This window comes from Desulfosarcina sp. (genome assembly GCF_041551955.1).
GTDB lineage: Bacteria > Desulfobacterota > Desulfobacteria > Desulfobacterales > Desulfosarcinaceae > Desulfosarcina.
The window spans coordinates 1-26950 of record NZ_JBFELV010000024.1; the positions used below are offsets into that span (position 1 = coordinate 1).

The 26950-nt window shown below is 56.9% G+C and carries 23 protein-coding genes and 1 pseudogene; 14 read left to right on the forward strand and 10 right to left on the reverse strand.

From position 1 onward, the window contains the following. Positions 1 to 631: 631 nt before the first annotated feature. Positions 632 to 2176 (forward strand): cryptochrome/photolyase family protein, encoded by a 1545-nt coding sequence (locus ABYV26_RS03410; RefSeq protein WP_372678176.1) that lies wholly within the window; start codon positions 632 to 634, stop codon positions 2174 to 2176. A 202-nt stretch (positions 2177 to 2378) separates the two neighbouring features. Next, positions 2379 to 2669, forward strand: a complete 291-nt coding sequence (locus ABYV26_RS03415; protein WP_372678178.1) for a hypothetical protein — start codon at positions 2379 to 2381, stop codon at positions 2667 to 2669. 265 nt (positions 2670 to 2934) lie between these two features. Here the strand turns inward: ABYV26_RS03415 and ABYV26_RS03420 are convergent, their stop codons facing one another. Continuing rightward, positions 2935 to 3888 (reverse strand): MerR family transcriptional regulator, encoded by a 954-nt coding sequence (locus tag ABYV26_RS03420; protein ID WP_372678180.1) that lies wholly within the window; start codon positions 3886 to 3888, stop codon positions 2935 to 2937. Between the two features lie 107 nt (positions 3889 to 3995). Here ABYV26_RS03420 and lon point away from each other — a divergent pair, with 107 nt between their 5' ends. From lon to ABYV26_RS03470, 10 genes and pseudogenes are all read left to right on the forward strand, one after another. Next, positions 3996 to 6491, forward strand: coding sequence for an endopeptidase La (gene lon, locus ABYV26_RS03425; RefSeq protein ID WP_372678182.1), 2496 nt, complete (start codon positions 3996 to 3998; stop codon positions 6489 to 6491). Positions 6492 to 6608: 117 nt separating this feature from the next. Then, a complete protein-coding gene (gene ftsH / locus ABYV26_RS03430) occupies positions 6609 to 8471 on the forward strand; it encodes an ATP-dependent zinc metalloprotease FtsH (RefSeq protein WP_372678184.1) in 1863 nt (620 codons plus the stop codon). Positions 8472 to 8572: 101 nt separating this feature from the next. Beyond that, positions 8573 to 9664: a S1C family serine protease gene (locus ABYV26_RS03435; RefSeq protein ID WP_372678186.1), complete on the forward strand. Its 1092-nt coding sequence runs from the start codon at positions 8573 to 8575 to the stop codon at positions 9662 to 9664. Between the two features lie 31 nt (positions 9665 to 9695). After that, the gene (locus ABYV26_RS03440) at positions 9696 to 11495 is read left to right on the forward strand and encodes a DegV family protein (RefSeq protein ID WP_372678188.1); all 1800 of its coding nucleotides are present in this window, start codon (positions 9696 to 9698) and stop codon (positions 11493 to 11495) included. A 68-nt stretch (positions 11496 to 11563) separates the two neighbouring features. Further along, entirely contained in the window at positions 11564 to 11980 is a 417-nt protein-coding gene (locus ABYV26_RS03445) for a PAS domain-containing protein (protein ID WP_372678190.1), read from the forward strand. A 181-nt stretch (positions 11981 to 12161) separates the two neighbouring features. Then, positions 12162 to 12677, forward strand: a complete 516-nt coding sequence (gene nifU / locus ABYV26_RS03450) for a Fe-S cluster assembly scaffold protein NifU (protein WP_372678191.1) — start codon at positions 12162 to 12164, stop codon at positions 12675 to 12677. Between the two features lie 29 nt (positions 12678 to 12706). After that, complete coding sequence (locus ABYV26_RS03455) at positions 12707 to 13900, forward strand: cysteine desulfurase family protein (protein WP_372678193.1); 1194 nt, start codon at positions 12707 to 12709, stop codon at positions 13898 to 13900. A gap of 90 nt (positions 13901 to 13990) precedes the next feature. Then, positions 13991 to 14176: a hypothetical protein gene (locus tag ABYV26_RS03460; protein ID WP_372678195.1), complete on the forward strand. Its 186-nt coding sequence runs from the start codon at positions 13991 to 13993 to the stop codon at positions 14174 to 14176. 291 nt (positions 14177 to 14467) lie between these two features. After that, positions 14468 to 14674, forward strand: coding sequence for a hypothetical protein (locus ABYV26_RS03465; protein ID WP_372678197.1), 207 nt, complete (start codon positions 14468 to 14470; stop codon positions 14672 to 14674). A 15-nt stretch (positions 14675 to 14689) separates the two neighbouring features. After that, positions 14690 to 14956, forward strand: a pseudogene (locus ABYV26_RS03470) (redoxin domain-containing protein); the annotation flags it as partial. Between the two features lie 21 nt (positions 14957 to 14977). On the opposite strand, the gene ABYV26_RS03475 reads toward ABYV26_RS03470, so the two are convergent. Continuing rightward, positions 14978 to 15967 (reverse strand): NAD-dependent epimerase/dehydratase family protein, encoded by a 990-nt coding sequence (locus ABYV26_RS03475; RefSeq protein WP_372678199.1) that lies wholly within the window; start codon positions 15965 to 15967, stop codon positions 14978 to 14980. Between the two features lie 314 nt (positions 15968 to 16281). Between ABYV26_RS03475 and ABYV26_RS03480 the strand changes: the two genes are divergently transcribed. Then, positions 16282 to 16668: a DUF2237 family protein gene (locus tag ABYV26_RS03480; RefSeq protein WP_372678200.1), complete on the forward strand. Its 387-nt coding sequence runs from the start codon at positions 16282 to 16284 to the stop codon at positions 16666 to 16668. Between the two features lie 48 nt (positions 16669 to 16716). On the opposite strand, the gene ABYV26_RS03485 is transcribed toward ABYV26_RS03480, so the two are convergent. The 8 genes from ABYV26_RS03485 to ABYV26_RS03520 all read right to left on the reverse strand — a co-directional run bounded on the left by ABYV26_RS03485 (position 16717) and on the right by ABYV26_RS03520 (position 25637). Continuing rightward, on the reverse strand, positions 16717 to 16962 hold the full coding sequence (locus tag ABYV26_RS03485) for a hypothetical protein (RefSeq protein ID WP_372678202.1): 246 nt from the start codon (positions 16960 to 16962) through the stop codon (positions 16717 to 16719). A gap of 82 nt (positions 16963 to 17044) precedes the next feature. Then, positions 17045 to 17863 carry a family 1 encapsulin nanocompartment shell protein gene (locus tag ABYV26_RS03490; RefSeq protein ID WP_372678204.1) on the reverse strand — a complete coding sequence of 273 codons (819 nt, stop codon included), beginning with the start codon at positions 17861 to 17863 and terminating at the stop codon, positions 17045 to 17047. A 37-nt stretch (positions 17864 to 17900) separates the two neighbouring features. After that, complete coding sequence (locus tag ABYV26_RS03495; protein WP_372678206.1) at positions 17901 to 18416, reverse strand: hemerythrin domain-containing protein; 516 nt, start codon at positions 18414 to 18416, stop codon at positions 17901 to 17903. A gap of 336 nt (positions 18417 to 18752) precedes the next feature. Next, positions 18753 to 19241, reverse strand: coding sequence for a tetratricopeptide repeat protein (locus ABYV26_RS03500; protein ID WP_372678207.1), 489 nt, complete (start codon positions 19239 to 19241; stop codon positions 18753 to 18755). 339 nt (positions 19242 to 19580) lie between these two features. Further along, complete coding sequence (locus tag ABYV26_RS03505) at positions 19581 to 20717, reverse strand: lipocalin-like domain-containing protein (protein WP_372678209.1); 1137 nt, start codon at positions 20715 to 20717, stop codon at positions 19581 to 19583. A 179-nt stretch (positions 20718 to 20896) separates the two neighbouring features. Next, positions 20897 to 23500 (reverse strand): ABC transporter permease, encoded by a 2604-nt coding sequence (locus ABYV26_RS03510; RefSeq protein ID WP_372678211.1) that lies wholly within the window; start codon positions 23498 to 23500, stop codon positions 20897 to 20899. Continuing rightward, the gene (locus tag ABYV26_RS03515) at positions 23497 to 24210 is read right to left on the reverse strand and encodes an ABC transporter ATP-binding protein (RefSeq protein WP_372678213.1); all 714 of its coding nucleotides are present in this window, start codon (positions 24208 to 24210) and stop codon (positions 23497 to 23499) included. Before ABYV26_RS03515 ends, ABYV26_RS03510 begins: the two co-directional genes overlap by 4 nt. A 161-nt stretch (positions 24211 to 24371) precedes the next feature. Next, entirely contained in the window at positions 24372 to 25637 is a 1266-nt protein-coding gene (locus ABYV26_RS03520) for an NAD(P)/FAD-dependent oxidoreductase (RefSeq protein ID WP_372678214.1), read from the reverse strand. 201 nt (positions 25638 to 25838) lie between these two features. Here ABYV26_RS03520 and ABYV26_RS03525 point away from each other — a divergent pair, with 201 nt between their 5' ends. Continuing rightward, the gene (locus ABYV26_RS03525; RefSeq protein WP_372678216.1) at positions 25839 to 26648 is read left to right on the forward strand and encodes a hypothetical protein; all 810 of its coding nucleotides are present in this window, start codon (positions 25839 to 25841) and stop codon (positions 26646 to 26648) included. The last annotated feature ends 302 nt before the right edge of the window (positions 26649 to 26950 follow it).

A 26950-nucleotide genomic window follows, 5' to 3' on the forward strand; every position in this document is an offset into this window, starting at 1 on the left:
ATACAACGGGGGTGTTGTCTTCTTTTCTGTTCAATCATTTTATTTTTTTACCTTCCAGCGTGTGCCAGTAACCCACCAATCGGGTCATGCACGAAATGGTGAGGCGAGATGTGGATGCTGCAGGAGATTCGACGCGTCACATTGAAGATGCGATGCGCCAACCACCGGCAGACGCGATTATGAAAAAGACGGCGTAGATTACGAAAAATTCAGTCATGGGTGTCCTCCTCTAGATTTCAGAAATCGGGTCAACGTTGTCACATACTTTTCATCGTCGACAAGGTTAGATGCGGCCTTGTGCCAGTATCGCAGAATGAAAAACATATATTTAATTGCAATCTTAACAGAATAAGATGAATTCGCAATGATGACTGATTTCGGTTAAAATGATGGCGAGATACTACCAGCTCCAAAAGAATACATATGGCGGGCCATCGTGATTTAGCCACATCAGGCAACGCGAACGCCTTTTTCAAGGCCCTAAGGGGACCCGCTGGTCGTTTGCCGGCGTCTGTATTATAATGGTTCTCGTCACCACGCGAGTCTGTCAATAAAACACCCCGCACCAACCGGGTCCCGCGGCCGGCGATTGAACCGCACATGGTCGCCAGACATTTGGGGAAGGACACCGATGAAGAGAGACGTAACCCTTCGATTGATCCTTGGCGATCAGCTCAACGCGCAACACAGCTGGTTCGAGAAGGTTCGTAAAGACACCCTTTACACGCTCATGGAAGTGCGCCAGGAGACGGACTACGTCAAGCACCACATCCAAAAAATAGCCGGATTTTTCAGCGCCATGCGCCATTTCGGTGCAGCGCTCTCCCGCAGGGGGCATCGTGTGGTGTACCTTCGCCTGGATGACCCACACAACGAACAATCCTTCGAACGCAATCTGATCCGATTGATCAAATCGCAGCATGTGGATCGCTTTGAATACATGCAACCGGATGAATACCGCCTCGACATCGAGCTGGCGGACATCGCATCACGCCTGACCGTCCCGACTGCCGTCGTTGACACGGAGCATTTTTTAACGTCCCGCAGCGATGTCGCCAAACACTTCAGAGGCAAGAAACGGTATTTGATGGAGTCGTTTTATCGCTTTATGCGCAAACGCTACGACATCCTCATGGATGATGGCAAACCCACGGGGGGCAAATGGAATTACGACCACAGCAATCGCAAGCGCTACGATGGCGTCGTGCCGATTCCCGCGGCAACCGTTTTCGACAACGATGTCTCCGATATCGTCACGATGATACACCGTTGCGGGGTGCCGAATTTCGGTGAAATTGACGCCAAGAAATTCATCTGGCCCGTGACCCGCGACCAGGCCTTGAGTCAGCTGGCAACCTTCATCGACAAGCGGCTGCCTCACTTCGGCACCTACCAGGATGCCATGACAGCCGGCAGCTGGTCCCTGTTTCATTCACTGCTCTCTTTCGGGCTGAACACCAAAATGCTCCACCCCATGGAAGTGATTCGGGCGGCCATTGCCCGGGCACAGGCAACTTCCGGCGCAACCGTGAGCGTCGAACAGCTGGAGGGTTTTGTGCGCCAAATATTGGGCTGGCGCGAATACATGCGCGGCATCTACTGGTCTCACATGCCCACTTATGCAACGATGAACCATTTCAATCACAAGGCCGACCTGCCGGATTTTTTCTGGACCGCCGACACACGCATGAACTGTATGCACACAGCTATATCCCAATCGCTTGTGCATGCCTATGCCCATCACATTCAGCGATTGATGATCACCGGCAATTTCGCCCTTTTGGCAGGTGTCCACCCAAATGAAGTCGATAGCTGGTATCTGGGCGTCTATATCGATGCCGTTCAGTGGGTGGAGATCGTTAACACCCGCGGAATGAGCCAGTTCGCCGATGGCGGCATGGTGGCAACCAAACCCTACGTCTCATCAGCCAACTATATCCACAAGATGAGCGACTACTGCGATGACTGCCATTACCAGTGGCGCAAGAACACGGGTGACCGATCCTGCCCCTTCAACAGCTTCTATTGGGCGTTTCTCCACCGCCATCGACAAAAACTCGCCAACAATCCGCGCGTGGCGATGATGTTTCGGACCTGGGATCGGATGAAAGATGACAAGCAGCGGGAATTGTTGACCCAGGCCAAAACCTATCAGGCCGGGCTGAACGGCTTGTGAGGCCCAGTTCGATCAAAACTGACCATACGAGTTGAACCCTTCCCAAGGACCGATGGCTGGATCTCAGCCTTGTTTCCACAAGCGGCGAGGAATGCGCTCGCCATCGCGGTAAAATCGATCACCATTGACAAATGACATCGACGGTTTAATATTTGTTTAACTTTTCACCAATAACGCTCCACATGCGAGCTGGGAGGTTTACATGAAAAATATAGGATTAACACTAGTACTGGCAATAGCAGCCTTGACGCTGCCGTTTATGGCATTTGCCGGACACCATTACGGTGGTCACGGAAATATGAATATGGTTTGGGATATGACAGCGTTGGACAAGGACAGCGATGGTGTGCTTACATTCGACGAATTCATCTCGCCCAACGTGGAAAAATGGCGCTCCGGTTTTGACATGATCGACACCAACGGTGATGGGGAAGTCGGCGTCGATGAGTGGGATGAATTTACAGCGGTACACGGCATGAAACCGGCCCAGTAGAACCAATGGCCGTCAGCCGGATTTACTGCTGACGGCCATTTCAGATTTAACGCCCCGCCCCATCAACATGATCACGATCAATCGTCTGCAAGAAACCTTGAAACACCTTGTCATTAAAGTGAGATTGAACCCTCTGCGCGGCAAACCGCAGGGATTGCTCTGCCGGTAACGGCAGTGCTGCGCAGCACCGTAAGGATGAAAATCAATTTGTAGCTCGCTGACATCTCCCGCCCCAGGTGGTGGGAATTGCGCTGGCTATCGCGGTTCACGCCTCGGCTAACGCTTCAAGCTTGGCCCTGAATCCACACAGATCGATGCCCGCCACCGCGTTGATTTGCACAATGGTCTGGCGAACCGGTTTGGTCCCCGGCCCGCCGATAAATATCGGCAGCTCGCTGCCAACCAGACGACGGAGTTTTTTCAGTTCACCATCCAGGCGGTGATCGTTGAGCAGGTGACAGAGGCTCAGGGCCAAGGCCTTGGCCCTGAGCCTTTTGGCCGCATAGGCAATCTCTTCGGCAGGTAGGTTGGGGCCGAAATAATGGACGCGCCAACCCGATTCAGACGCCGCCAGCGCCGAAGCCAAGGCACCCAGTTCATGCCAGTGGCCCACCGGTGTGGCAACAACGATTCTGGGGGCTGCCTCCGACAAGTCGACGCTGCGTAGCATGTCCCATAAAATCGTACGGACAACGATCGATGCCATGTGTTCGTTGATGGTCTTCAATTTACCGAGGCGCCATAGCTCACCGATGCTTTCGAACAGGGGCAATACCACCACCTGTAAAAACGATTGTCGGGGCATGTCGACAGCCGCATCATTGAGCACATGCTCCAGCGCCGTCGGGTTCAGCCGACTGGTATGGAAAATCGCTCGTTCGACGAATTGGGCAGCCATTGCGCCGTCGTCCAAACCACCCGATGCAGATCCAGTATCGATGGGATCGTCAGAATTGACCAAAGCGATACCCCGTTCCAGCAGGCGGCTGAGTTCATCGCTGCTCATTTTGGCAACGGCGGAAATGGGATGTCCCTCGTCCACCACTTTCTTGAGCAACCTCAACCGCTTGACATCGTTATCGGTAAAACATCGGCGATTGCTGTCGGACCGCTGTGGGCAAATCGCCTGATAGCGGGCTTCCCAACTCCGGATCAGGTAAGGTTTCAACCCTGTTTTCAACGCGACGTATTTGATGGTGTAGGTGGACTTAATGTTCATGAGCAAATAATATGAAAAACCAATTGCCATTGTCAATATAATGTTTAATATTTGTTAAATAATTTTTAAGGAAGTATCGATCACACCCAAACATTGAGGTGGTACTTATGAAATCAGACACAAATGAGGTCAAAGACATATACGAAGGCGAGATGATCGAAGCCAAGACCGACACACAGGACATCATACCCATTTTGCCGGTTCGCAGCATGGTGGCATTTCCCCAGATGAGCGTGCCGTTCATGATCTCCTTCAGTTCAGCGTCTATGATCGACGAAGCCATAGCAGCGGATCGGACCGTTGGGCTGTTGACGGTCAAGGATCCGGAAGTCGAACATCCTGTACCGGGTCAACTTTATGAGGTGGGAACCATTGCCAAGATTCTGCATGCCAAAAAAAATGAAGAGGGTGTGATGGTCGCCTTGCTGAACGGAATCCGCAGGTTCAAGGTATCCACCTGGCAAAGCGGTGGCCCGCACCTCAAGGCGAGTGTGCTTCACGCCCCGGAGATCGTGGAAACGGGTATCGAGTTGGAGGTGCTGCAGCGCCAATTGCGTGACACCGTATTTGAAGTGCTGGAAATGACACCCAACTCCTCCAAAGAAGCCGCCGAGACGATTTCGCGCATCAACGACCCGCTTCAGTTGGCATACGTGACAACCTTCAACATGAACCTGACCACGGAAGTGCGGCAGGAGCTACTCGAGATCGACAGCGTATCTCAGAAAATTCGTGTACTGCTTTCTCATCTGTCGCGCGAAAAAGAAATGCTCAGCATCGGAAAAAAAATAAAGTCCGAAGTTCAAGAAAAAATGAGTAAAACACAGCGGAATTATTTTTTGAGGCAACAGCTTGAAGCTATAAAAAAAGAGCTGGGCGAAACCGACGACCCCGCATCGGCGCCGGATGACTACGCCGAACGCATCGAGGGTTCAGACATGCCCGATGAAGCGCGCAAAGAAGCGGTCCGGGAACTGGAGCGCATGCAGCAAATGTCTCCTCAATCCGCCGAGTATCCGATTATCAAGACCTACCTGGACTGGCTGATCGATCTGCCTTGGGGGCAACTAAGCGACGACAGCGGTGACATTAACGATGCACGACGCATTCTGGACGAGGACCACTATGGCTTGGAAGAGATCAAAGCGCGCCTGATCGAATATATTGCCGTGAGGCGTCTCGTAAAGGATCGTCAAGGGGCGCAGGACGAGACAGAAGACAACACCGCCCTGGGCGTTATTTTGTGTCTGGCCGGTCCTCCGGGCGTCGGCAAGACCAGTTTGGGACGCAGCGTGGCGCGTGCCCTGGGCCGTAAATTCACCCGCATGAGCCTCGGCGGCGTTCGGGATGAGGCCGAAATACGCGGTCACCGTCGCACCTACATCGGAGCGATGCCTGGACGAATTATCCAGTCAATCAAGCGGGCGGGCACCCGCAACCCGGTGTTTATGCTCGATGAAATCGATAAGATCGGTCAGGACTGGCGTGGCGACCCCAGCAGCGCCTTGCTGGAAGTGTTGGACCCGGCGCAAAACAATACCTTTCGTGATCACTACCTGGACGTGGACTTCGACCTCAGCGAAGTCATCTTCATTGCCACGGCCAACCAACTGGATACCATACCCGGTCCGCTGAAAGACCGCATGGAAATCATCCAGATCGATGGGTATACGGCGCTGGAAAAGCTGGAAATTGCCCGACGCCACCTGATTCCCCGACAGCTCAGGTCGCATCGTCTCGAGGATGACGAAGTTACCTTTGTTGAGGATGCCGTCGTAAAAATTATCCACGACTATACCCGCGAGGCCGGCGTACGCAACCTTGAGAGGCATATCGCTGCCATTTGCCGAAAAGGCATCGTGGCGCTAAACGAAAAGGGGTGGTCTCATGTGGTGGTTACGGAACAGATGGTTCGTGACTACCTGAAAAAGGAACGTTTTGACGCTGAGCGATCGGAAACCTTTGACGTGCCGGGCATCGCTACCGGATTGGCAGTGACTTCGGTCGGGGGCGATATTCTTTTCATCGAGGCGACCCGCATGCCGGGCAAGGGACGTCTGTCCCTGACGGGCCAGTTGGGCAGTGTGATGAAAGAGAGTGCTGAAATTGCGCTCAGCTATGTTCGCACAAAAGCGGATCAGTTGGACATCGATCCGGGTGCCTTTGAACACGCGGACGTGCACGTGCACGTCCCGGCCGGTGCGCTGCCAAAAGATGGTCCATCGGCAGGCGTGGCCATGGTCATGACTCTGGCCAGCCTTTTCAGCGGAAAACCGGTGCGCAGCGATGTCGGCATAACCGGGGAAATTACGCTTCGCGGCCGCGTGCTTCCGGTTGGCGGTATCAAGATGAAAGCGCTGGCAGCCCATCGCGCCGGTTTGAAAACGGTGATTCTGCCCAAGCGGAACCTTTCCGACGTGGAAGACCTGCCTGAAGAGATCCTCAGCGAGCTGGCCTTTGTGACCGTTGACCGCATTGAAGATGCCATCGCCGAGGCGTTCGCCGACCGGCCTGACGGCAACGCCTCAGATGACAGCGGTTCCGCGACGGAAAACATTGACGGCGATGAATGTGATACGGGCCTGATGCCGCTGGCCTGTTAAACGAATGATAGGCCCGACTTCTTTCGTATGTTTATTTTGAGCTTAGAAGATTGCTATTGGTTGTTCGCGGCCTACGCCTTTTATAGAGTACCGGTTTATCCGGGTTAGGGGGTAGATATGAAAAAACAACATCGATTTTCTTTTTGGTACGCGATCATCGGCATGTGGGCGGTTTTATTTCTGCACAATATGATTGCGGGGTCCCTGACCGTTAAAAACATCCCCTACAGCGAATTCGTTAAAGCGGTCAAGGAGGGCAGGGTGTCTGAAATTGCCATTTCCGAAAATGAAATTCAAGGCCGGATGCTCGGCTCGGATGAGGGCGCAGCGTCGCGTGGACTTTTCAGGACCGTCAGGGTGGATCCGGAAATTTCACAGCTGATGGATGAGAACAACGTAAAATACTCGGGAAGGCTCGAGAACAATTTTCTGGGAACACTCTTGTCCTGGCTGATCCCCATAGCCATCTTCTTCGGGTTTTGGGTTTTCATGATGCGCCGTTTCCAGCAGCAGTCCGGATTTATGACCATCGGTAAAAACAAAGCCAAGATATACGTTGACGATGACGTGTCGGTTCGGTTCGATGATGCTGCCGGTGTTGACGAAGCCAAGCAGGAATTGGAGGAAGTCATCAATTTTTTGAAAGAACCTCAGCGTTACACGCGCGTGGGCGGCCAGATCCCCCGGGGCACGCTGCTTGTCGGTCCGCCGGGCACCGGTAAAACACTGCTGGCAAAAGCGGTGGCCGGAGAAAGCGGGGTGCCGTTCTTCAGCCTCAGTGGCTCCGAGTTTGTCGAGATGTTTGTTGGACTGGGCGCCGCCAGGGTCCGCGACCTCTTCAAACAGGCCAAAGAAAAAGCGCCCTGCATCATCTTCATCGATGAGTTGGATGCGTTGGGGAAAGCCCGAGGCATCGGTATGGCCGGGGGGCACGATGAGCGGGAGCAGACCCTGAACCAGTTGCTCGTGGAATTAGACGGCTTCGATGCCAATGTGGGCGTCATTTTGATGGCCGCCACCAATCGCCCTGAAATATTGGATCCGGCGCTGATGAGGCCCGGTCGATTCGATCGTCAAGTGCTTGTCGACCGGCCCGACAAAACCGGACGGGTGGACATTCTCAAGATCTATCTGGATAAAGTCGAAACCGACACGGATATCGATCCTGAGAAGATTGCGGCAATGACTGCCGGTATGGTCGGCGCCGATTTGGCCAACCTGATCAATGAAGCGGCCTTATTGGCGGTCAGACGCGACAAGGCGCGTATCGGCATGGCCGACGTGGAAGAGGCGGTTGAGCGCGTGGTGGCCGGGCTGGAGAAGAAAAATCGACTGATCAATCCGGAAGAGAAGGAGATCGTCGCTTACCACGAATTGGGGCATGCGCTGGTGGCCATGGCATTGCCCGGGACCGACCCGGTGCAAAAGATATCGATCATTCCCCGCGGCATCGCAGCGCTGGGTTACACCATGCAGGTGCCGACCGAAGACCGATTTCTGATGCGCAAAACCGAACTGAACAACCGCATTGCTACGCTGTTGGGCGGTAGAGCAGCCGAGGCGCTCATCTTCAACGACATCTCCACCGGTGCCCAAAACGACCTCTCACGGGCCACCGATATTGCGCGCAGCATGGTCAAGGAGTATGGCATGAGTGAGCGCGTGGGACAGGTGTACTTCGCCAGCCAGCAGCAGCCGGCTTTTTTGGGTGCAATGGGCGATGCCGGCGGTCAATACAGCGATGAAACCGCCAAAACCATTGACGAGGAAGTCAGACGGATAATCGATAATCAGTTCGATGCGGCCTTAGAGATCCTGAAGGCCAACCGCGACCTGCTGGTGGCAACGGTCGGCCAACTGCTGAAAGATGAAGTCATTGAAGGCGATGCACTGATCGATTTGGCCGAAGCAGTGCGCCTCGGCAAAGGCATGGGCGACAGCACCAACACTGTGTCTGCCCAACAAGAAATGGCGGCCTGACATTGACAGGCAACCCATTTGATCGATATCAAGCGTTAATGCGTTGGGAGAATGTCTGTTTCTCTGTCGTTAAGCGATTTTGAAAATAGGAGTCATTATCCATGCAACGAATCAACCGCTCCATGTTTGTCATCATCATTGCGTTGACCCTTGTTGCGGGTTTTTTCTTCTGGAATCGCCTCGCCGATGAAAAACGGCGCGTCGACAGCCATACCCGCGAAATCACGCCGCGGGGGAGTCTGGCGGAATTCGAGAAAACGACCATCTCCATTTTCAACGCGGCCGCACCGTCCGTGGTGTACATCTTCACCGAAAACGCGGTGGCCGGATTCTTCGGCACGCGTGAAGTTCGACAGGGAGCCGGTTCCGGCTTTCTTTGGGACAGCAGCGGACATGTGGTAACCAATTTTCATGTCATCGAGGGTGCCCGTCGTGTCCAGGTGCGCCTCGAAAGTGGTGAAGCCATCGACGCCACCTATGTCGGCGGTGCGCCCGATTACGATCTGGCGGTCATTCAACTGCGACGTCCCCTCTCTACGGTTCAACCGATCCCTGTGGGGACATCCGACAGCTTGCAAGTCGGGCAGAGCGTGCTCGCCATCGGCAACCCATTTGGCCTTTCACGCACACTGACCACCGGTGTCATCAGCGCCCTCGATCGGCGCCTGCCCACCGCTACCGGACGCGACGTGGTTGGTGTGATTCAAACCGACGCGGCCATCAACCCGGGCAACTCCGGCGGTCCATTGATTGATTCGAGTGGCCGGTTGATCGGCGTCAACACCGCTATCATTTCCGGCTCCGGCAGTTCGGCCGGAATCGGGTTCGCCGTGCCAGTGGACGTGGTCAACAAGGTGGTTCCGCAACTCATTGCCAAGGGAAAGTTCCCTCGGCCTGGAATCGGCATCGTTGTCTTGGATGAGGAAGCCACCGCCAGTCTCGGCGTGGTCGGGGTGGTCATTGACCGTGTGATGCCCGATTCGGAAGCCCAGCGCGCGGGGTTGGAGGGAATCGATTACCGAAGGCGAATCTTGGGTGATACCATTGTTGCCGTGGAGGGAAAACCGACCGCCAACACGGCCGATTTCGTTCAGATCCTGCAGGCCGCCGAGATCGGAAGGCCGATCAGTCTCAAGGTGCGGCGGGGCGATACGTTGCGGGATGTGGCGGTTACCGTCATGGACATATCTTAACCGACCTGATGATAGAAAAGAAACCGGTCCGATGAGAGAAATTGATGGACGATGGCTGTATTACATGTTCCTGGCCGGCACCCGGAAGGTTGTTGCCAATCAGGAGCGGCTGAACCGGATCAACGTTTTTCCCGTCAAAGACGGGGACACCGGGGCCAACATGGCGTCTACCTTGGGTGCGGTCGTCGCGTCGGTAAGACCGGAGCGCCCATACAAGCAAATGCTGGATCGGATTGCTGAGGCGGCCTTGATCAATGCCCGCGGCAACTCAGGCATCATCTTCGCCCAGTTCCTTTTCGGCGTCAGCAGTGAAACCACCAACCGGTCCAGTGTGTCGGTTGAGCCATTTTCGGCAAGCGTAAAAAATGCAGTGCGATACGTCTACCGGGCAGTGGCGAACCCGGTGGAAGGGACCTTGCTGACCATTGTACGCGCCTGGGCCGATTTCATCGACGCAAAGCGGCACCGGGTCGACGATTTTGGCCAGTTGTTTATCGACTCCAAGGCCATCCTCGAAAAGACGTTGGCTGAGACCCCACTTCAGCTGGACGTGCTGGCCAAGGCCAACGTGGTCGATGCCGGCGCCAACGCCTTCTTCTACTTTATTGAAGGCATTATTGAATGTATCCGAAAAGACAGCATTCGCCATCTCGTCAAGTCGACCGCCGACACCCTCGCGCAGAAGAACATAAACGATGAAATGCCCACGGAAAGCCATGTTCCGCAGGAAGTGGCGTTTCGCTTCTGCACGGAGGCGGTTATCCGCGACGTATCGCTGGATCACAGCCGCCTGTCCGACATCCTGATGGCGCACGGCGATTCCGTGGTGGTTGCCGGCGCAGCCAAAGCAAGCCGTGTGCACGTGCACACCAGCCATCCGGACCGACTGTTTGACAGGCTTCAGGATGTGGGTACCATCACCTTTCAAAAAGCCGACGACATGCTCAGGCAAAGCCAGGTCATCTACGACCGCAAATGGAAGATTGCCCTGGTCACCGATTCGGCGTGCGACCTCTCACCGTCCTTGATCGACGACTATCAGATTCACATGCTGCCCATCAACATCTACTTCGGTGACAATCACTACCTGGACAAGATAACCATGCGGCCCGAACAGTTCTACCGGCGCATCGATAAAAGCGGCAACTACCCCAAAACCGCCCAGGTGAACGAAATTGCGTTCAAGCATCTGTACACGTTTCTCACCGAGCATTACGACGCGGTGATTGCGGTTCATCTGACCGCCAAGTTCAGCGGGACCTATTTCAGCAGTTGTAAAGCCGCAGAGACGATCAGCCGTGCACGCGGAATACCCATCCATGTCATCGACTCGAAAAACGTCTCGGGAGCGCTGGGGTTGATTGTGCTGCGCATCGCCAAGGCGATTGAAAAGGGGGCAGCCCTTGATGCGATTGTTGATCAGGCCTCCCGATGGGTTGACGACACGCGCATTCTGGTGAGCGTCAGTACATTAAAATTTATGGTTCGGGGGGGTCGGGTCTCGCCGCTGAAAGGACTGCTGGCCAATCTGCTCAACCTCAATCCGATTGTGTCAATGGATGCCGACGGAAATTCGATGGTGTTCGGAAAAGCCTTCAGCCAGAAGGCCAACATGAAAAAGGTCATGGCACACATCGACCGCATCGGCCGGAACAGGCCTATCTGGAACTATATCACGATGCATGCCAACAACCGGTCGGCGGCCGATTGGTATGCGCGGCAAATGACGGCGCTCACCGCCAAGCCCCCGGTGGCCGAGGTCAACATCTCACCGGTCGTCGGCGCCAGTGCCGGGTTGGGGGCCGCCTCTGTGGCCTTCATGTTCGATTGATGCCTGGTTGCCGCACCCGTGCCGTCAAATATCCGCCAATTAACCACATCATTGAAGGAGGATAACCAATGCACCCAGAAAATGACATTTTTGAGATTTTCGATAAAGATGAAAACTATCGTTATATCATGAAGCGCCTGTTGGAGACGTCCATGGAAGAGTCCTACAACTCGATCATCATTACCGAGGCAGGGCCGGGCTATCCGATCATATACGTCAACCCGGCATTCTGCGAGCTGACCGGTTACGGACCGCATGAGGTGATGGGGAAATCCCCGTCTATTTTACAAGGGCCAAAAACAGACATGGCGGTCATCGATCAATTGAACATGGATATTTCCCACGGAAAGGTATTCCATGGACGCGCCATCAATTATCGCAAGGATGGCTCAGCGTTTATCATGCAATGGAAAATCGCCCCCATCCACAATGAAAAAAATGAGATAACGCATTATCTCGCTATCCAGCAAATCGCATTCGATTAGGCTGGATGCAACGCTGATGATCCTGTGTCTCCCGACTATAGCGCACCGAAATGGTCGACCAAGCCAGGCGCCCCAAAAATCGGCTGTGGTTGCACCCAGTTGTGTATTTCCATTTTTCAAAAAAATGCTTACTTGGCTATTTGCTTGATTTCATATAAAATTTTTTAGGGAGGAACCGCCCATGATGTACAATAAAACCGTGATGGATCATTTTCGCAATCCGCGCAACGTTGGTGAAATGGATGATGCCAACGGCGTCGGCGAAGTTGGAAATCCGCTGTGTGGCGACATGATGACCATCTATCTCAAAATCGAGGAAGACCGCATCGCGGACATTAAATTCCAGACCTTTGGGTGTGGGTCGGCCATCGCCGTTTCCAGTATGCTTACCGAGCTTGCTAAGGGAAAAAGCGTTGCCGAGGCCAAGGCCATCACCAACAAAGACGTGGCCCAAGCCCTTGAAGGGCTGCCAAAGAACAAGCTGCACTGCTCCAACCTGGGTGCGGATGCGCTTCAAATGGCTATCAAGAACTACGAGGACGGATTGGCCGGTATCAACCGACCGAATGAGCAGCATAAGGAAGTCCACCGTCATGCCGAGGGCGGCCAATGTTACTGCCCGTACTGCGACGTGGAGATCCAAGAAGACCTAACCTTCTGCGAAGCCTGCCAATCCGACCTGGAAGAGGAACACTAACCAATGCGATAAACCCAGAGGTAACACTTATGGCAATCATTAATTTCGACCACATCTCGTCCAACCCCTTGCTGCCGGAAGTCAAAACGGCCATGATCGATGCTATCAACGCCGATTACCACAACCCCTCCAGTCAGCACTCGGCAGGCGAACTGGCCGCTGCCCAGCTCGACAAGTCCCGCACGGCGGTGGCCGATTTGATCAACTGCGCCAACCCCAAAGAGGTTGTCTTCACCTCCGGAGGCACCGAATCAGTCAACCATGCCGTCAAAGGGGCGGTTTTGGCCAATGCCAAGAAGGGCAACCATATCATCACCTCCAATGTTGAACACAATGCGGTCATCCGCAGCCTGAAGCGCCTTAATGGCCAGGGATTCAAGATCACATCTTTGGATGTCGACCGCCACGGCCGGGTCGACCCTCAGGCCGTGGCAGACGCCATCACCGAAAAGACCATCTTGGTGTCCATCATGCACAGCAACAACGAAACCGGCACCATCCAACCCATCGAAGCCATCTCCGGGATCACCCGCGAGCACAATATCCTGCTGCACACGGATGCCGTGGATTCAGTGGGGGTGGTGCCCATGGATGTCCAGAAACTCGGCGTCAATCTGATGAGCTTCGGCGCCAACACGTTTTACGGCCCCACGGGTGTCGGTGGCCTCTATATCCGCCGGGGAACCATGATCTGGCCCATCCTGGAAGGTGGCGTTCAGGAGCACAACAAGCGCGCCGGTACCGAAAACCTGATCGGAATAATCGGGATGGGTGTGGCCGCCGAGATGGCTCGCCGTAAAATGGACGAGCGGCTGACACACCTGGAAAACCTGAAAGCCAAACTGTTGTCCGGCCTGTCTCAGACCATCGAGGACATTATCATCAACACACCGGCCGACGCCAGCCTGCCAAACCTGGTGTCTGTGTCGGTACGCTACATCGAAGGCGAAAGCGTCATGCTCATGCTGGATGACGACGGCATCGCAGTGGCCACCCGCTCGGCCTGTGCCACCGGCTCACTGCGCGCCTCCCACGTGCTGCTGTCCATCGGCCGGTCCCATGCCGATGCCCAGGGTACGCTGGTGATCACTTTTGGAATCGAGAACACCGAATCAGATATCGATTACTTCTTGGCGTCGCTTCAGAAGGTGGTCAAGACCCTGCGCGACATCTCTCCCCTTTACCAGAAGAAAAAGAATGAACCCCCGACTGACAGGATATAGGGTCCCAATCATTACCGGGAGAATCTCATGATGCCCCACAGCGAATGCCCGTTCTGCGCGAGCGACAACCTCCGGAATGAATCCGGTAGGATGAAGTGTCTCGATTGCCTCGCCGAATACGAAATCGACGAAAGGTCCGAATGTATCTTTGCCAACATCGATGACCTGCATCTGCCGCTCAGGGGCACCGTGTGCCGACATTGCGGCCTATTGCAGCGTGTGGACACCGACAAGTGCCGTCTGTGCGGAACGTCGATCAGTTGCGACCAGCGATGACCAAGATCTTCATCAAAACAGATTTCCAAGTCAGTTGCACTGAGCTTAATTGTGTTTGACCTTTTCACTATGATCATTCTTTTTATTGATAAAATCTCCCTCTGTGCCGCTACTGGTGATTGCTATCGAATGTCAGGCTATGGAGCAGACGGCATCCCAACACCATCTTCCTTTGATTAAAAAGGTCGAGGTGACCATGTTTCCAACCGACATCCAGGGAAGATGCTCATGTTTATCTACCGCATCAAACGCAGCCAAGTGCTCCCTGTATCGGTCGATAAGGAGGAAAAAATGAAAGCCTTTTCACGCATCACGTTGGCCATGATCATCCTGGCCGGCCTGTTTTTCACACCCGTCCCATCATTTGGAATAGAGATTGGCGACAAAGCACCGGCGTTCAGTGGAGAATCCACCCATGGAGCCATTCATTCGGCTGATTTCGCCGGAAAACAAAACGTCATTCTGGCGCTGTACTTTGCCATCTTTACGCCCGTCTGAGCGGATGAAGTCAACGCTTTCCAGCGGGATCTGGAAAAATTCAAGCAATTGGATGCCGAAGTTATCGGAGTAAGTGCAGATAGTTTGGAGGAAAACGTAAAATTCGCTGCTGAAAATGGTATCGACTTCCCCTTGGTTTCCGACACAGGTAAATCGATCAGGAAAAGTTACGGCCGGGGTCGGGTCACCTACCTCATCGACAAAGAGGGTATCATCCGCCATGTCCAAAAAGGAGTGCCCAAAAATAGCGACTTCTTAAATAAATTAGAACAGTTGCAATGAGCGACGGCCATCCTTTTTTTCTCATCTCAACCGGGTGGTCAAGATGTCTGGCTCTCGTTTTGAGGCAACCGCCGCGGGGATGCCTTCGTGGATGGTCCCATACCGGGGTGCCAACCCAAGATCCTGCCATAGCAAGTCGGGATCGACGGCGAGATTGAAATTGTAGCTGCGCACGGCACCCGGCGTCTCCAGGCCCGGGTTGGGGCGAACGTGTCGAAACGGCGTCAGCAGGGCCGTGGCCAGCAGGGCCAGCCATTGGGGAAGCATGAGCACGCGGGCATTCGGGTAGTGCTGCCTGGCGATGTCAAGGAATGTCGCCCATGTGGATGGCAGGCGATCGCCAACGGGCAGGATGCCGGAAAAGGATTGCTCCGCACAGGCGATAATGGCCGCGGCCGCATCGGCGACGTGAAGGTGCGTGTAGATGTTTTTGCCGAGCCCCGGCAGGATGAGACGACCGGCCTGCAGTTGTCGAAAATAAAGATCTCGAACGCCGTATACATGCGGCAACCGCAAAGCCGTGAAAGCCACGCCCGCCGATGCGGCCATCGCCGACAACCGCTTTTCCGTATCCACCTTGATGCGGCCATAATCGAGCACCGGATCGACCGGCGTTTCGGCAGTGACGAAGGATGCCTGATCGCTGTAGACCAGCAGGCTAGAACTGTATACAAACCGGCGAACCCCGGCCTCGATACCGGCCTCCATCAAGGCGATCGACCCATCCAGGATGGATGGCTTCAAGATGCTGTATGATTCGAAAGTGGCCCTTGCCCCGAGGTGAATGATGCCGTCGACACCCTTGACGGCTCGCCGCAGGCAGTCAGGATGTCTCAGGTCCGCCAGGGTTATATCCGCATCGAACCGACAGATCTCGCAATCATCGCCCGGTTGACGGATCATCAGCCGGGGTCGATAGCCGTTGCGCGAGAGCTGTCGGGAAACCTCGTAGCCGATAAAACCGGAAGCCCCGGTGACCAGCAATTTCAATTTCTTCGAGAGGGTCGTCATATCAATCCATATACCATCCCACGGGGTAGAGGCGTGCCAGCCATGCTCGTGCCGATTTGAAAACCTTGATGAATTGAACCCGTCAAAAGCGGCCGAATGACGATAGATAAACAGAGAAGCCGTGTCGACCCGTTATACCCGACCCCCCGATAAAGGTTGTGGGCAGCCGCTGTGGTTAAAAAAAGGATCTTCCTGGTAGCTTGAACCTGTCATCCTACAGTCACCCGCCTGACATTGCCTTTGCCGCCGGATGCCATATCTTATCTAATTTGAACGCCTTTTGCATATTGCTGAATCTTTAATGGAGGTTTGCCATGGCCAATCAAAAAGCCGTTAACGTTTATGGTGAAACACTGCAAACATGCAGCCTGTGGCCATTGACCGGTTTTCTGCGTGACGGAGACTGCCGTATCGGGCCCAGCGACGTTGGCCGACATGGCGTCTGCGCCCAGGTGACCGATGAATTTCTGGAATTTACCAAACACCAGGGAAACGATCTGAGCACCCCTCACCCGGCTGCCGGATTCCCCGGACTTAAGCCGGGTGACCGATGGTGCCTGTGTGTCGACCGGTGGAAAGAAGCCGAGGAGAACGGTTGCGCCCCGCCGGTGATTCTTGCCGCCACGCACAGCCAGGTCTTGAATCGCGTTTCCTTGGCGCAGCTGGAGCGCCGTGCCCTTGAGAATCAGCAGGAGGGTTAACGGGTGCCGAGAATGGATATGGTCCGCTGCGTTTTCGCATATTAACGATTAAAGGTAGCGCTCGTCCCTGAGCTGGGCGATCTCAACACCCAGAGCGACGCACTGCCGCCCCGCCATGCATGCCTCCGCGTCTTCATCCGGCAGGTAGTGCTTGACCTCCTTGTTGCCCCTGCGCAGGTATAAAACAGTGGTTTGTTTTTCATCGTCATAATCCACGTTGATGTCGATGCCACATTCCCCGATGTCCGGGTAGATGGATTTTATTTTCTCACACAGTGCCGCTTTGTCGACCATGGTAGGCCTCCTTTGGTTAAGCGTTCGATTTTGGGTTTGGCAGCCGCGGCGGTGGTCTTTGTTCCGCCGCGGACAGATGAACCTACGCCTGGGCCGTAAAATGAATCACCCCAGCCGCATCGAGGATTCTAAAGGTAAAGGATTCCGTGAAGTAGAGTGCGACGGTGCTGGTCGTGTGGCTCTCATAGCCGATCGCCAGATCGCTGCCCAAGATGATTTCGAAATCACCGCCCCGCCGGGAGACCATGTAAGCTTCCATCTCAAATTCGCCGGTCAGATAGGGGCTGAGCAACACCGTGCCGCCCAGGATATTCTCGGCCTGCATTTTAACTGGGTAGCCCTGCAGGTGGGCGGACATTCGGCTCCAGAGTTTCGGCCCCACCACGAAGGAAAATGGCCCTTCGACGGAGCGGCCGGCAAACACGGTCAGGCCCTCGGCAATTGCCTCGAGCAGTTGTTCCGGCGTCGATCCGATGGTCAGGCACTCCTGGTCGGCGCAATGTTTGAGCCCTTTGATGTTGGCCTGGGGCAGTCCGTGATAAATCACACTCTCTTCGAACAGGGCCATCTTTAGAGCAGCGGCTTCCAGATTGGCCAGATCGAGGTCTTTGGCCCCGCGAACGGCATTGTCCATCTCCCGGATGTCCAATTCGAACGGAATTCGGGTCTCCACCAGATGGTGCACCTTGTGTATGCCATAGGACAGGCCGGTAGACGGTTGATTGTCCGGGTATTCCAGCCGTCCCTCCGGCACGCCGGGGAAATCCGCTCCCATGGGCCCTGTCAGGTCAATCACTTTTCTGGCCGACAGGATCGCTTTCAGGCTTCTTGCCGCTTGGGCATCGATTTCAACCCAAGCCTGCTGGGGAATCGGTGCCAACTCTCTTTTAAGAATGTCCATGGTGTCTCCTTTTTGGTTAGAATGACAGACAAACCAGTTATTTCAGGCTGCCGATACCCAACCCGTGCGAGCTGGCCTGAACCGGTTTCGATCCGGTTGCCCGATGGTCAACTTGGGCAGGCACCTCCGGCAGTTGAATGGCCAGCAGTTTCCGCTTGGCTTCGAGGAAAAGCTTGCCCAGGGTCATCAGGTCCTCGGGACTGAAGCGGGCGCGGGCCATGGGAAATATTTCCGCCTCCTCTTCATCCAGGTGGTGCGTGGTGTATTCACCGAGGCCTTCCACCTTGATGGGAAAGTCGCCGTGATCCCTGGGGAACCCTTCGGCGTCCTTGATGATCAGTTCGATGATGTGGTGCTCGTTGACCGCTTCAGGGGAATCGTGGCGGGCGTCGGCGACCTTCTGCAGCAGATCGTAGAAATACTTCTCCTCCATGGTGTGATGAACCACGAGGTGACGCACAAATTCGACAAACCGGTCCGGGTTGTTTTCCGACTCCCGGTAAAGCTGTCTGAGTTCCTGATGGTGGCCGACCAATGCATCGATGATGTCCATGCCTTCTCCTTTTGTCCAATAGGGTTTCTGTTGACGGGGGGATGGGCAGAGGCCTTCCGCCATGTACGGGATCAACCCCTGAAAGGTCTGCCTTCACTCGGTATGATAAACCAAATATAGTACATCAACAATGGGTTGTCAGGTACGAGACCGCCTTTGGCAAGCCGTATCGGCTGTCAAGCAACGGGCAGTTGCTTTAATGGGAAGGGTGGAGAATCGTTGACTCAGCTGGTTTGGCAGGATGGAAAAACCGGCAATAAAGAAACGGTTCCCGCTATCGACGCATTTTGAAGCCATCTTGCCAATCCCGGCCGATGCTCCACCCGATCCTCGACATCACATTTTCCGGGACACGCCAAAAAACTGTTCCGGTTCTTTTTCACGGCCGTTTTCGACCACGTACTGCAGCTCAGCGGCCAGGGGCGAATTCATGCCCACGAGTGAGCTATGGTCGTCCAAAGCGAGTGATCGACTGCCCATCTGGGTATGCAGCACCCCACGGTACATGTAAGGCTCAGCCAGGTTGGGCTTCAATTCAATCGCCCGATTGTAATGCACAAGGGCTTCCGCGTAGTGATCAGGACCCTGTTTGCGCAGGGTGTAGGCCAGATTGTTGTGGGCCTCGGCGAAGCGCTCGTTACGGTCTATCGCCTTGCGAAACTGCTTTTCCGCTTCGGAAAACTTTTTATCAAGCATCAATTCAACCCCCGCGTTGTAGTACTTGACATCTTTAGAAACCGATGGTTTCACGGATGGGCTGCCGGCCGCGGCGGCCATCGAAACCCCGATGAAGAGCAGTGCGATGGTATAGATTGATATTTTCATGTTGCCTCCTGTTTGCTCAGGTGAATAATAGGCTAAACTAGCCACATGACCCGCATTGTCAAACCGGGGCAAGACGGTGACTGGAGGCGCCTTGGGCTGCGGCAAACCCTTCATCGGGGTTATCCCAACGCTCGGTACCGCCTCCAGGCGACTGATAACCAGACCCTTTCAATCATCTAAGCCATCTTATTTATTATCAAATCATTTGACTGGCAGGCCAGTGCCGATCCGGGATAACCTCGACGATCAAGGTTGCAGACCCGCTCGTGGGGTGGCGCTGGGAGTGTCCAGACCTACCATGATGCTCCCAAAAGACTAATTATGACAGGCATCCTTGGCTTACATGGGTGCATCGAATGGCTCGGCATAACCGGTCAGCTCCACATAACCGACGCCATCGATCGCCTTTTCGCTGCGGGTTCCCGTAACCTGCACGCTGCCTTCCCAGTAAACCACATGGGTGCTGTTCGGGGTGCGCATCTCCTGGTCGTCCAGGTTGGCCCTGACGACCAGTTCCATGTCCAGCGGAATCACGGCCACCTGCCACGCGACCGGGTAGCGTGCATCGCTGTGGGGACTGGTCCAAAACGACAGCGGTTCGATGCGCAGATCAGCCTGCACCAGGTGCCGCGTCTGCCCCGAGGGCAGCACGACGGTACCGCTGGAGGCTGGATTCAAGGTCCCGTCCGGTTGCCGCAGCAAAAAGACCATGATCTCGGTTTGGTCCGCCAACTGCAGGCTGAACCAGTCCCAGCCGGTGATGCCCGGCTGCAGGGGTGCCGTGCTGAACTCGTGGTCCATCCAGGCCGATCCCTGCACCGCATGGCGGATGCCGTCCACGGTCAGGCTGCCCGCGACCTGCAGGCGGGTAAACGAATAGTAGCAGCTGGCGCGCTCGGGCGACTGACCCTTGCGGCTGTATCCGCTGTCGCCGTGCAGAACCACAGGCTTGTCCGGTGTCAGGTCGAGGATCAAGGCAAACGCATCAGCAAAGGCCTGCAGGCGATGCGCCTCGGGCGCAATGATGGTCTGCCAGTCATGGACGTGGATGGTTACCGTGCCGCCCACCTGGTCCGCCCCGGCCAGGGAGAGCACCGGACGTGCCATCCGTTCGGCCTGCAGATGGCGGCCGCCGCTGATATCGCTGACCGCGGCGTGGGCCAGGTAGATCTGGTCGGTGCGCCAGGCCGAGGCCGGCACCGGCCACTCTCTGCGATTGCCGGGCGCTTGCAGCGCGCTGCGGAAAAAGGTCAGCTGAAAGCCGAAGCGACGGTTGCCGTCGTCGGCCAGATTGCCGGTGTAATACCACCACTCGGTGCGGTAATCCGTGTGGGGGCCGTGATCGGCGGGAAAGGAGAGCTGGCAGGGGCCGGTGACCTGCAGGAATTCATCATCCGCCGCGATCGCCGCAAAGGCCGTAAACGCAATCAGAAACACGGTCCGGACAAGACAGCTGAAATACCTGCATCGTCCCATTTTGTCACCTTCCTTATGGTGAATGCGGATAAATAAATAAGCCCAATAACCAGCGGTTTCGTAACGCGTTTGAGATCAAGGCTTGCGAGGCCGGAGGAACGAGGCGTACTTGAAGTACGCCGCAGTGACGAGGGTTGAAGCGTAACGCAGATCTCGAACGTGTTACAAAACCGTCACCATTAACGCGTTCCTCCGCGCAGCAGCAAGGCCGGTGACGCGCTCAGGGCCAAATTGACCGCCGGCAGCGCAGCCAGCAGCGCCGCAGCGAAAATCATCGGCACGGCGGTCAACAGACTCTGCCAGTCGACCTGGTAGAGGAAGGTCCAACCGAATGACTGGCGATTGACGACGAAGATCAGCAGGGTCGACAGGATGAACCCGCAGGCCAGCCCGGCCGCCTGGCCGACCATCACGATCAGGCCCGCTTCCCAGAAAATCATGCGCCGCAGCTGGGCGGCACTGCCGCCCACGGCGCGGATGGTGTTGAGCTGCCGGCGGCGCTGGAGCACCAGCACGGCCAGGGTGGTGGCGATCCCCAGGGCGGCCACCACCAGGGCAATCAGCAGCAGGACCGTAGTGATGGCAAACGTTTCGTCGAATACGCGCAGGACGGCCTGGCGCAGACTGGGGCCCTCCATCATTTCGATCGACTCCCCGCAGCAGTTCAACAGTGAGGTGCGCACCCGGTCGACGGTGCCCGCCAGACCGGGGCCGCGCTCGGTAAAATTAACCTGCACACCGCTCCAGGTTGGATCGTCGAAGCGTTGCTGGTAGTGGGTCAGCGAATAGTACACCGCACCGCCCCGGGTGCGGTAGTCGCGAAAGACCCCCAGGATCCGTTCGTCGAACAGATGCCTGCCGATCTGGACCCGGTAACGTTCGCCGGCTTTCAAACCGGTGTTGTTGGCGAAGACTTCCGATATCGCGACACCCCTGCCAGCGATCAGATCGGCTTCGATTTGTTGGATGTCGCCGCCCATCCAGATAAATCGGCTGCGCCGGGCATAGGCGTCGTAATCCATGGCCTCGAATAGGTGTTGGTGTCCCTTGACCTGCAATTCCAGACGACGCATGGGCACCAGTTCCACGGGGACCGGCAGTGTCTGCACAGCTGCCACGACCCGCGGCGGCAACGGGTCGCGAAAGCGATTCAGTTCGGCCAGCTTGGGGCGGATGTAAATGTCACCGGCGATACTCTGCTGCACCCACAGTGCCACGGTGCTGCGGAAACTGTGAATCATGACCACCAGGGCGGTGAACAGGGCCACGGCCGTGATCAGTGCGCCCACGGAAATCGCCGTCTGAACACCGCTTTGTTTGAGATAGCCGGCAGCCAAGAAGGCAGGCTGGCCGCCCAGGCGAATCAGCCGTGGTGCCAGCAGCCGGCCGACTTGCTGCAGCATCAGAGGGGCCAGCAGCGCAAAGCCGACAAACAGCAGCAACGCCGCCAGGTACCCGGGCAGGGAAACCGACGGCGGACTGGGAAGCCGGGCAATCGGATAGACCAGAGCCAGCAGGCCGACGCCCCCCAGGGCCATGCGACGGGTCAGCCGTGGCCGGATATTGGCGGTGGGGACGATGTCCAGCGCTTCGCGCGGAAGCACGCGCATGGCCTCGCGAGCCGGCTGCAGGGCCGCCAGCACGGCCACGGCAAGGGTGACGCCAAAGGAGAGCAGAATCTCCCAGGGGTCCAGGGTCAGTCCATCCACCTGCACGCGCACGAAAAGCACGGACACGGTGCGGCTGACACCGGCCAGCAGGGTTTTGACCAGCAGGCTGCTGATCGGCAGGGCCAACAGCCACCCGCACAGGCCGATAAAGGCCCCTTCGCCCACGAACAGGAAAAAGAGCAGCCGCCCCGACGCACCGGTGGCCCGCATGACCGCCAATTCGCGCCGACGGGCGGCGGCATTCAGCGCCACCAGGCTGTAAACCAGAAACATGCCCACGAACAGGGATATGAAACTCAAAAAGGTGAGACTGAGCTGATAGGCCCGGATCATTGCCTGGCCGCTTTCACTGAGCGCAGAGGGTGACCGCATGACGACGCCGGCGGGCAGCAGCGCTTGCAGGCTGGCCGATACATCCCCTGCAGGGTCAGGCGCCAAGCGTATATCGATGCGGTCCGCCAGGCCGAACTGGCCGGTAAACTCCTGGAAGGTGGCAATATCGCACAGGGCGATGCGACCGCCCTCCACCATGGCCAGCCCGTCTGGATCCAGCAGGGCCAGGACCTTGAAATCCTGGGTCTGCCGGGAGTGAACCAGCCTGATCGACTGGCCCTCCCGCCAGCCGAACTGCTCTCCCAGTCTCTCCCCGATCAGCAGGGAAAAGGGCTGGGTCATCATCGCGGCCCAGTCGGCCGCCTGGCCGTCAGCCGGGGACCGAACGGTCCACCTGCGCAGATTGCGGTCCAGGATGGGATCGAAGCCGACCAACAGGAAGGGAGTTTCCTCGTCTGCCGGTCTGACATAGGCGGACAGAACCGGCGATGCCGTGAGGACAAACGGATTCTGCATCAGCGCCGCCACCAGCGTATCGGGGATCCGGCCGCCGGGGCGGAACAGGGTCAGGTCACTGCTGCCGGTGATCAGGTCCATGCTGCGCGAATAGGAATCCATGGTGGCTTGCACGGCCAGCCGGACACTGGTAAAGACCGCCGCACCCAGGGCAATGCCCAGCAGCACCGCCAGGGTCCGACCCATGTGGCCGCGCAGGTGGCGCAGGGTAAACCAGCCAAACAGGCGCAGGCAGCCCGAAACCGTCTCAATGGCACCGTTCATGGGGCCACACGGCCGTCTTGCAGCCTCAGCACCATGGTGGCGTATCCATCGGCCAGGTCGCTGTGGGTGGCAATCACAACGGTCCGGTCGAACTGGCGATTCAGATCGGAAAGCAGGGCCATGACCTTGCGGGCGTTGCCTGAGTCCAGGTTGCCCGTGGGCTCGTCGGCCAGGACAATCGCCGGATCATTGATCAGCGCCCGGGCGATGGCACAGCGCTGCATTTCTCCGCCGGAGAGTTGGCGCGGCTGGTGGTTGAGGCGGTCGCCCATGCCGAGCCAGTCGAGCAGTTCCTCTGCCCTGGATCGAACTTCACGGAAGGCGCGGCCGGCCAGGAGTGCCGGCAGACAGACGTTTTCCTGCACGGTCAAGGTCGGCAGCAGGTTGAAGGCCTGAAAGATCATGCCGACGGACTTTCGCCGAAAGTCGGTCAGCTCGGCTTCCCTGCAGTGATTCAGGTCGTGGCCGGCGACGGTCAGCCGTCCGCTGGAGAGCCGATCCAGCCCGGCTAACAAGGATAGCAGCGTGCTTTTGCCCGAACCGCTGTCACCCTTGAGCACCACCAACTGGCCGGGGGCCACGGCAAGATCGACGCCGTCGATACCGGTCACCTGCACCGAACCGACCGTGTAGATGCGGGTCAGGCGGTGGGCATGGATGGACAAAAGCCCTGCATCAGGTGTTACTATTGCTGCCGGCGGCGCGTTCATGGCGACTGAACTCCTCATTGGTATGGCAACCCGTTGGCAAATGAATTTGCACATGGAATGGGTGGGTCGCGATTCTTTGCGCGGATCGGGTTGACCGGGCATACCCATCCAGGATGATCATTGTCACGGGTAAGTCAATTGTCAGCCGGCAGCATCAGGGGTCAAATGAGAAGATCGCCCAGATGGTCCAGCACGGCGTCAGCCGCCAGCCGCCCGGAGACCAGCGCCCACTGAATGCCCGGCAGGCTGCCGTGTTCACCGCAAACAAAAAGCCCGGGACGGACCCGGGGGACCGGGCAGGTCGGGTTTCGTGTAGGCGGCGATTGGCCGGGCAGGGCATGGGAGATCCGATAGGTTTGCAGGTGAACCCAGTTGCCGGCCTGCGGGCCGAACCAGTCGATCAACTGGGCCCTCACCCGATCGACCAAAGCGGCGTCACCGCCATCCGGGTTGCCGAGGACGACCACACAGGCCAGGGATTTTCCTGCGGGTGCATATCCGGAAGAGACCCGGCTGGGAAAGGCGATGTTGTTGATCGGCCCCCTGCCCTCTCCGTTGAGCATGAGAAAGGATGGATGCCAGGCCGCCTGGTCGCACGAAAAATAGAGGCAGGTCTCGGCAACCGACCGGCAGGCGTGCGGCAAGCCGAGCAGATTTTCGGTCTCCGGGGCCTCGGTGGCCACGACCACGGCCCGGGCCGGCATGACCGTCCCGTCATCCAGGGTGACGCCATCGCTGCGCACCTGGCGCACGCGAACAACGGTGCGCAGGCAGGCCCTGGGCAGGTCTGCGGCAATCTGAAGCGGGATCTGCTGCATGCCCCCGGCGGGCAGCGCCGCCTCTCCGCGGGCGAACATGCGCAGGACATACTGCAGCACCCGGCTCGAGGCCTGAATTTGAGGATCCAGGCAGACGCCACCGAAAAATGGCGTAAAAAAGCGTTGGATCATGGTGTCTGAGAAGCCTTCGGCGCGCAGGAACTGCGAGGCGGTCGATTCTGGCCGCCGGAATAGGCCGTCGAGCGGCCCGCGGGTGACCCGACGGACCAGGCGCAGCAGTCGCAGACGGTCGGCAATGCTGCCGATGGGCGCTGCGAGCGTATCGAGCAGTGCCCCGGGCCTTCGCAGGGGATCGGCCAGCGAATAAAAGCGTCCCCGGATATGAACCATGGCTCCGGGAGCGAAATTCCGCAGGTCCAGGCGTTGGTAATCCAGTAAGCGGCGCGCCTCCGGGTAGGCGGTCTGCAGCACCTGAAAACCCCGATCCAGCAGGTAGCCGTCCTTGCGGTCCGTCTTGATGCGTCCGCCGACCCTGCCGGCGGCTTCCAGCACCTGCACCGTCACGCCCCGGGCGTTCAGGCGGCGGGCACAAGCCAGCCCGGCGATGCCACCGCCGACGATGATGACCCGGTCTTTCGTATCTGCCATGGTAGGTTCCGATTGGGTGTTGGCTTTGCGTTATCAATTACTATAGTATTGATTGGACATAGACGCAAATGGCTTGCATCACCGATGCCCGGCGAAGGATCGACCCAACACCCTGTCATGGGGGCATAGCTGCAGCCAGCGGCATGGATGCATTGAGAATCCCATCCTCTGAAGACTGCCCCTGCGCAGCGGCGACACGCCATGAAGATGACACGACTGCATAACCGGCCCTATGCCATATTTCGTTCCAGCCGGACACCGCCGGCTCTATACGCGCGGCAAAAGTGGCTGCAGGAGGCATCCAGCCCGCTTTGGAAGGCCGACTTCGATGCCACGGTCTCTGATCTGTTCCGGGGGCGATCCGACGGCGGCCTGTGGTCCGGCTCGCCGATCGAAACCATTCGACGCTTGTTTGGCCTGCATCTGACGGTGCGAACGCCCAACCCGGCCATCGATAAAAGCCTGGATGCGCTGCTGGCCATCGAGCCAGTTGTCAGGTGGGCGGAAGCAACTCCCCCAGTTTCCGAAGCGCGGCTTCGTGGCCTGCCTTTCGCCCCGGCCGGCCGGCAGTTTGTCATCCTGCCGGCCGCCTTGTTTCTGGCCGCTATTTTCGGCCGGGCATCCGATCCGACCGTCCTTGGGTGCTACGATCGGATCGCCGCGGATCTGACCGCTGAACCGTTAGCCCAACGGGACCCGGCCGCGTTGCATAATATCTTGCGCGCCTTCGTGGTTCATCCCGACTACGCCGCACACGCGGCGACCGGCTTGCTGGCGGCCTGGCTGGCCGACCGCCAGACCCCCCAGGGCGATTGGGGGCCGGGCATTCCGTTCTATCAAGCCTTGAATGCGCTGGCCCATCTTGACCACCCTGCGGCTGACCGGCAACTCGAACGGGCCTTCGCCCATTTGTCGCAGCGCCAGCATCCAGACGGTGCCTGGGGCGAAACGGACAGGCTATGGTGTACGTTCTTGGCAGTCCACGCCCTGCGCAACAAGGGCCTGGTCTGACGGAACACAGATATCCTGCGGCATGCGTTAACTTAACGGAACCATTTGGCAAGTATGGATGGACCATATGATTGGCCGCCATTTAATGGTGGTATAGGCCTATCACCATACGGCCAACCCGCTCACATTGCTCGCTACGTTCTACGCCTTAGTTTTACATATAAATTTAGCATTCAGGCTCGTTGATTATTACCCCAACAAGACCGGTATGAGTCTATTTTGAGTTGTACACGATAAAATAACCGTAAATATAAAGCTTTAGCTTGGAAGAAAGGCGAAGGGTTGACGAGAGCAAACCGTTG

Coding starts and splice junctions, on each gene's coding strand:
- ABYV26_RS03410 (WP_372678176.1), top strand. CDS start 632: ATGAAGAGAGACGTAACCCTTCGATTGATCCTTGGCGATCAGCTCAAC.
- ABYV26_RS03415 (WP_372678178.1), top strand. CDS start 2,379: ATGAAAAATATAGGATTAACACTAGTACTGGCAATAGCAGCCTTGACG.
- ABYV26_RS03420 (WP_372678180.1), bottom strand. CDS start 3,888: ATGAACATTAAGTCCACCTACACCATCAAATACGTCGCGTTGAAAACA.
- lon (WP_372678182.1), top strand. CDS start 3,996: ATGAAATCAGACACAAATGAGGTCAAAGACATATACGAAGGCGAGATG.
- ftsH (WP_372678184.1), top strand. CDS start 6,609: ATGAAAAAACAACATCGATTTTCTTTTTGGTACGCGATCATCGGCATG.
- ABYV26_RS03435 (WP_372678186.1), top strand. CDS start 8,573: ATGCAACGAATCAACCGCTCCATGTTTGTCATCATCATTGCGTTGACC.
- ABYV26_RS03440 (WP_372678188.1), top strand. CDS start 9,696: ATGAGAGAAATTGATGGACGATGGCTGTATTACATGTTCCTGGCCGGC.
- ABYV26_RS03445 (WP_372678190.1), top strand. CDS start 11,564: ATGCACCCAGAAAATGACATTTTTGAGATTTTCGATAAAGATGAAAAC.
- nifU (WP_372678191.1), top strand. CDS start 12,162: ATGATGTACAATAAAACCGTGATGGATCATTTTCGCAATCCGCGCAAC.
- ABYV26_RS03455 (WP_372678193.1), top strand. CDS start 12,707: ATGGCAATCATTAATTTCGACCACATCTCGTCCAACCCCTTGCTGCCG.
- ABYV26_RS03460 (WP_372678195.1), top strand. CDS start 13,991: ATGAAGTGTCTCGATTGCCTCGCCGAATACGAAATCGACGAAAGGTCC.
- ABYV26_RS03465 (WP_372678197.1), top strand. CDS start 14,468: ATGAAAGCCTTTTCACGCATCACGTTGGCCATGATCATCCTGGCCGGC.
- ABYV26_RS03475 (WP_372678199.1), bottom strand. CDS start 15,967: ATGACGACCCTCTCGAAGAAATTGAAATTGCTGGTCACCGGGGCTTCC.
- ABYV26_RS03480 (WP_372678200.1), top strand. CDS start 16,282: ATGGCCAATCAAAAAGCCGTTAACGTTTATGGTGAAACACTGCAAACA.
- ABYV26_RS03485 (WP_372678202.1), bottom strand. CDS start 16,962: ATGGTCGACAAAGCGGCACTGTGTGAGAAAATAAAATCCATCTACCCG.
- ABYV26_RS03490 (WP_372678204.1), bottom strand. CDS start 17,863: ATGGACATTCTTAAAAGAGAGTTGGCACCGATTCCCCAGCAGGCTTGG.
- ABYV26_RS03495 (WP_372678206.1), bottom strand. CDS start 18,416: ATGGACATCATCGATGCATTGGTCGGCCACCATCAGGAACTCAGACAG.
- ABYV26_RS03500 (WP_372678207.1), bottom strand. CDS start 19,241: ATGAAAATATCAATCTATACCATCGCACTGCTCTTCATCGGGGTTTCG.
- ABYV26_RS03505 (WP_372678209.1), bottom strand. CDS start 20,717: ATGGGACGATGCAGGTATTTCAGCTGTCTTGTCCGGACCGTGTTTCTG.
- ABYV26_RS03510 (WP_372678211.1), bottom strand. CDS start 23,500: ATGAACGGTGCCATTGAGACGGTTTCGGGCTGCCTGCGCCTGTTTGGC.
- ABYV26_RS03515 (WP_372678213.1), bottom strand. CDS start 24,210: ATGAACGCGCCGCCGGCAGCAATAGTAACACCTGATGCAGGGCTTTTG.
- ABYV26_RS03520 (WP_372678214.1), bottom strand. CDS start 25,637: ATGGCAGATACGAAAGACCGGGTCATCATCGTCGGCGGTGGCATCGCC.
- ABYV26_RS03525 (WP_372678216.1), top strand. CDS start 25,839: ATGAAGATGACACGACTGCATAACCGGCCCTATGCCATATTTCGTTCC.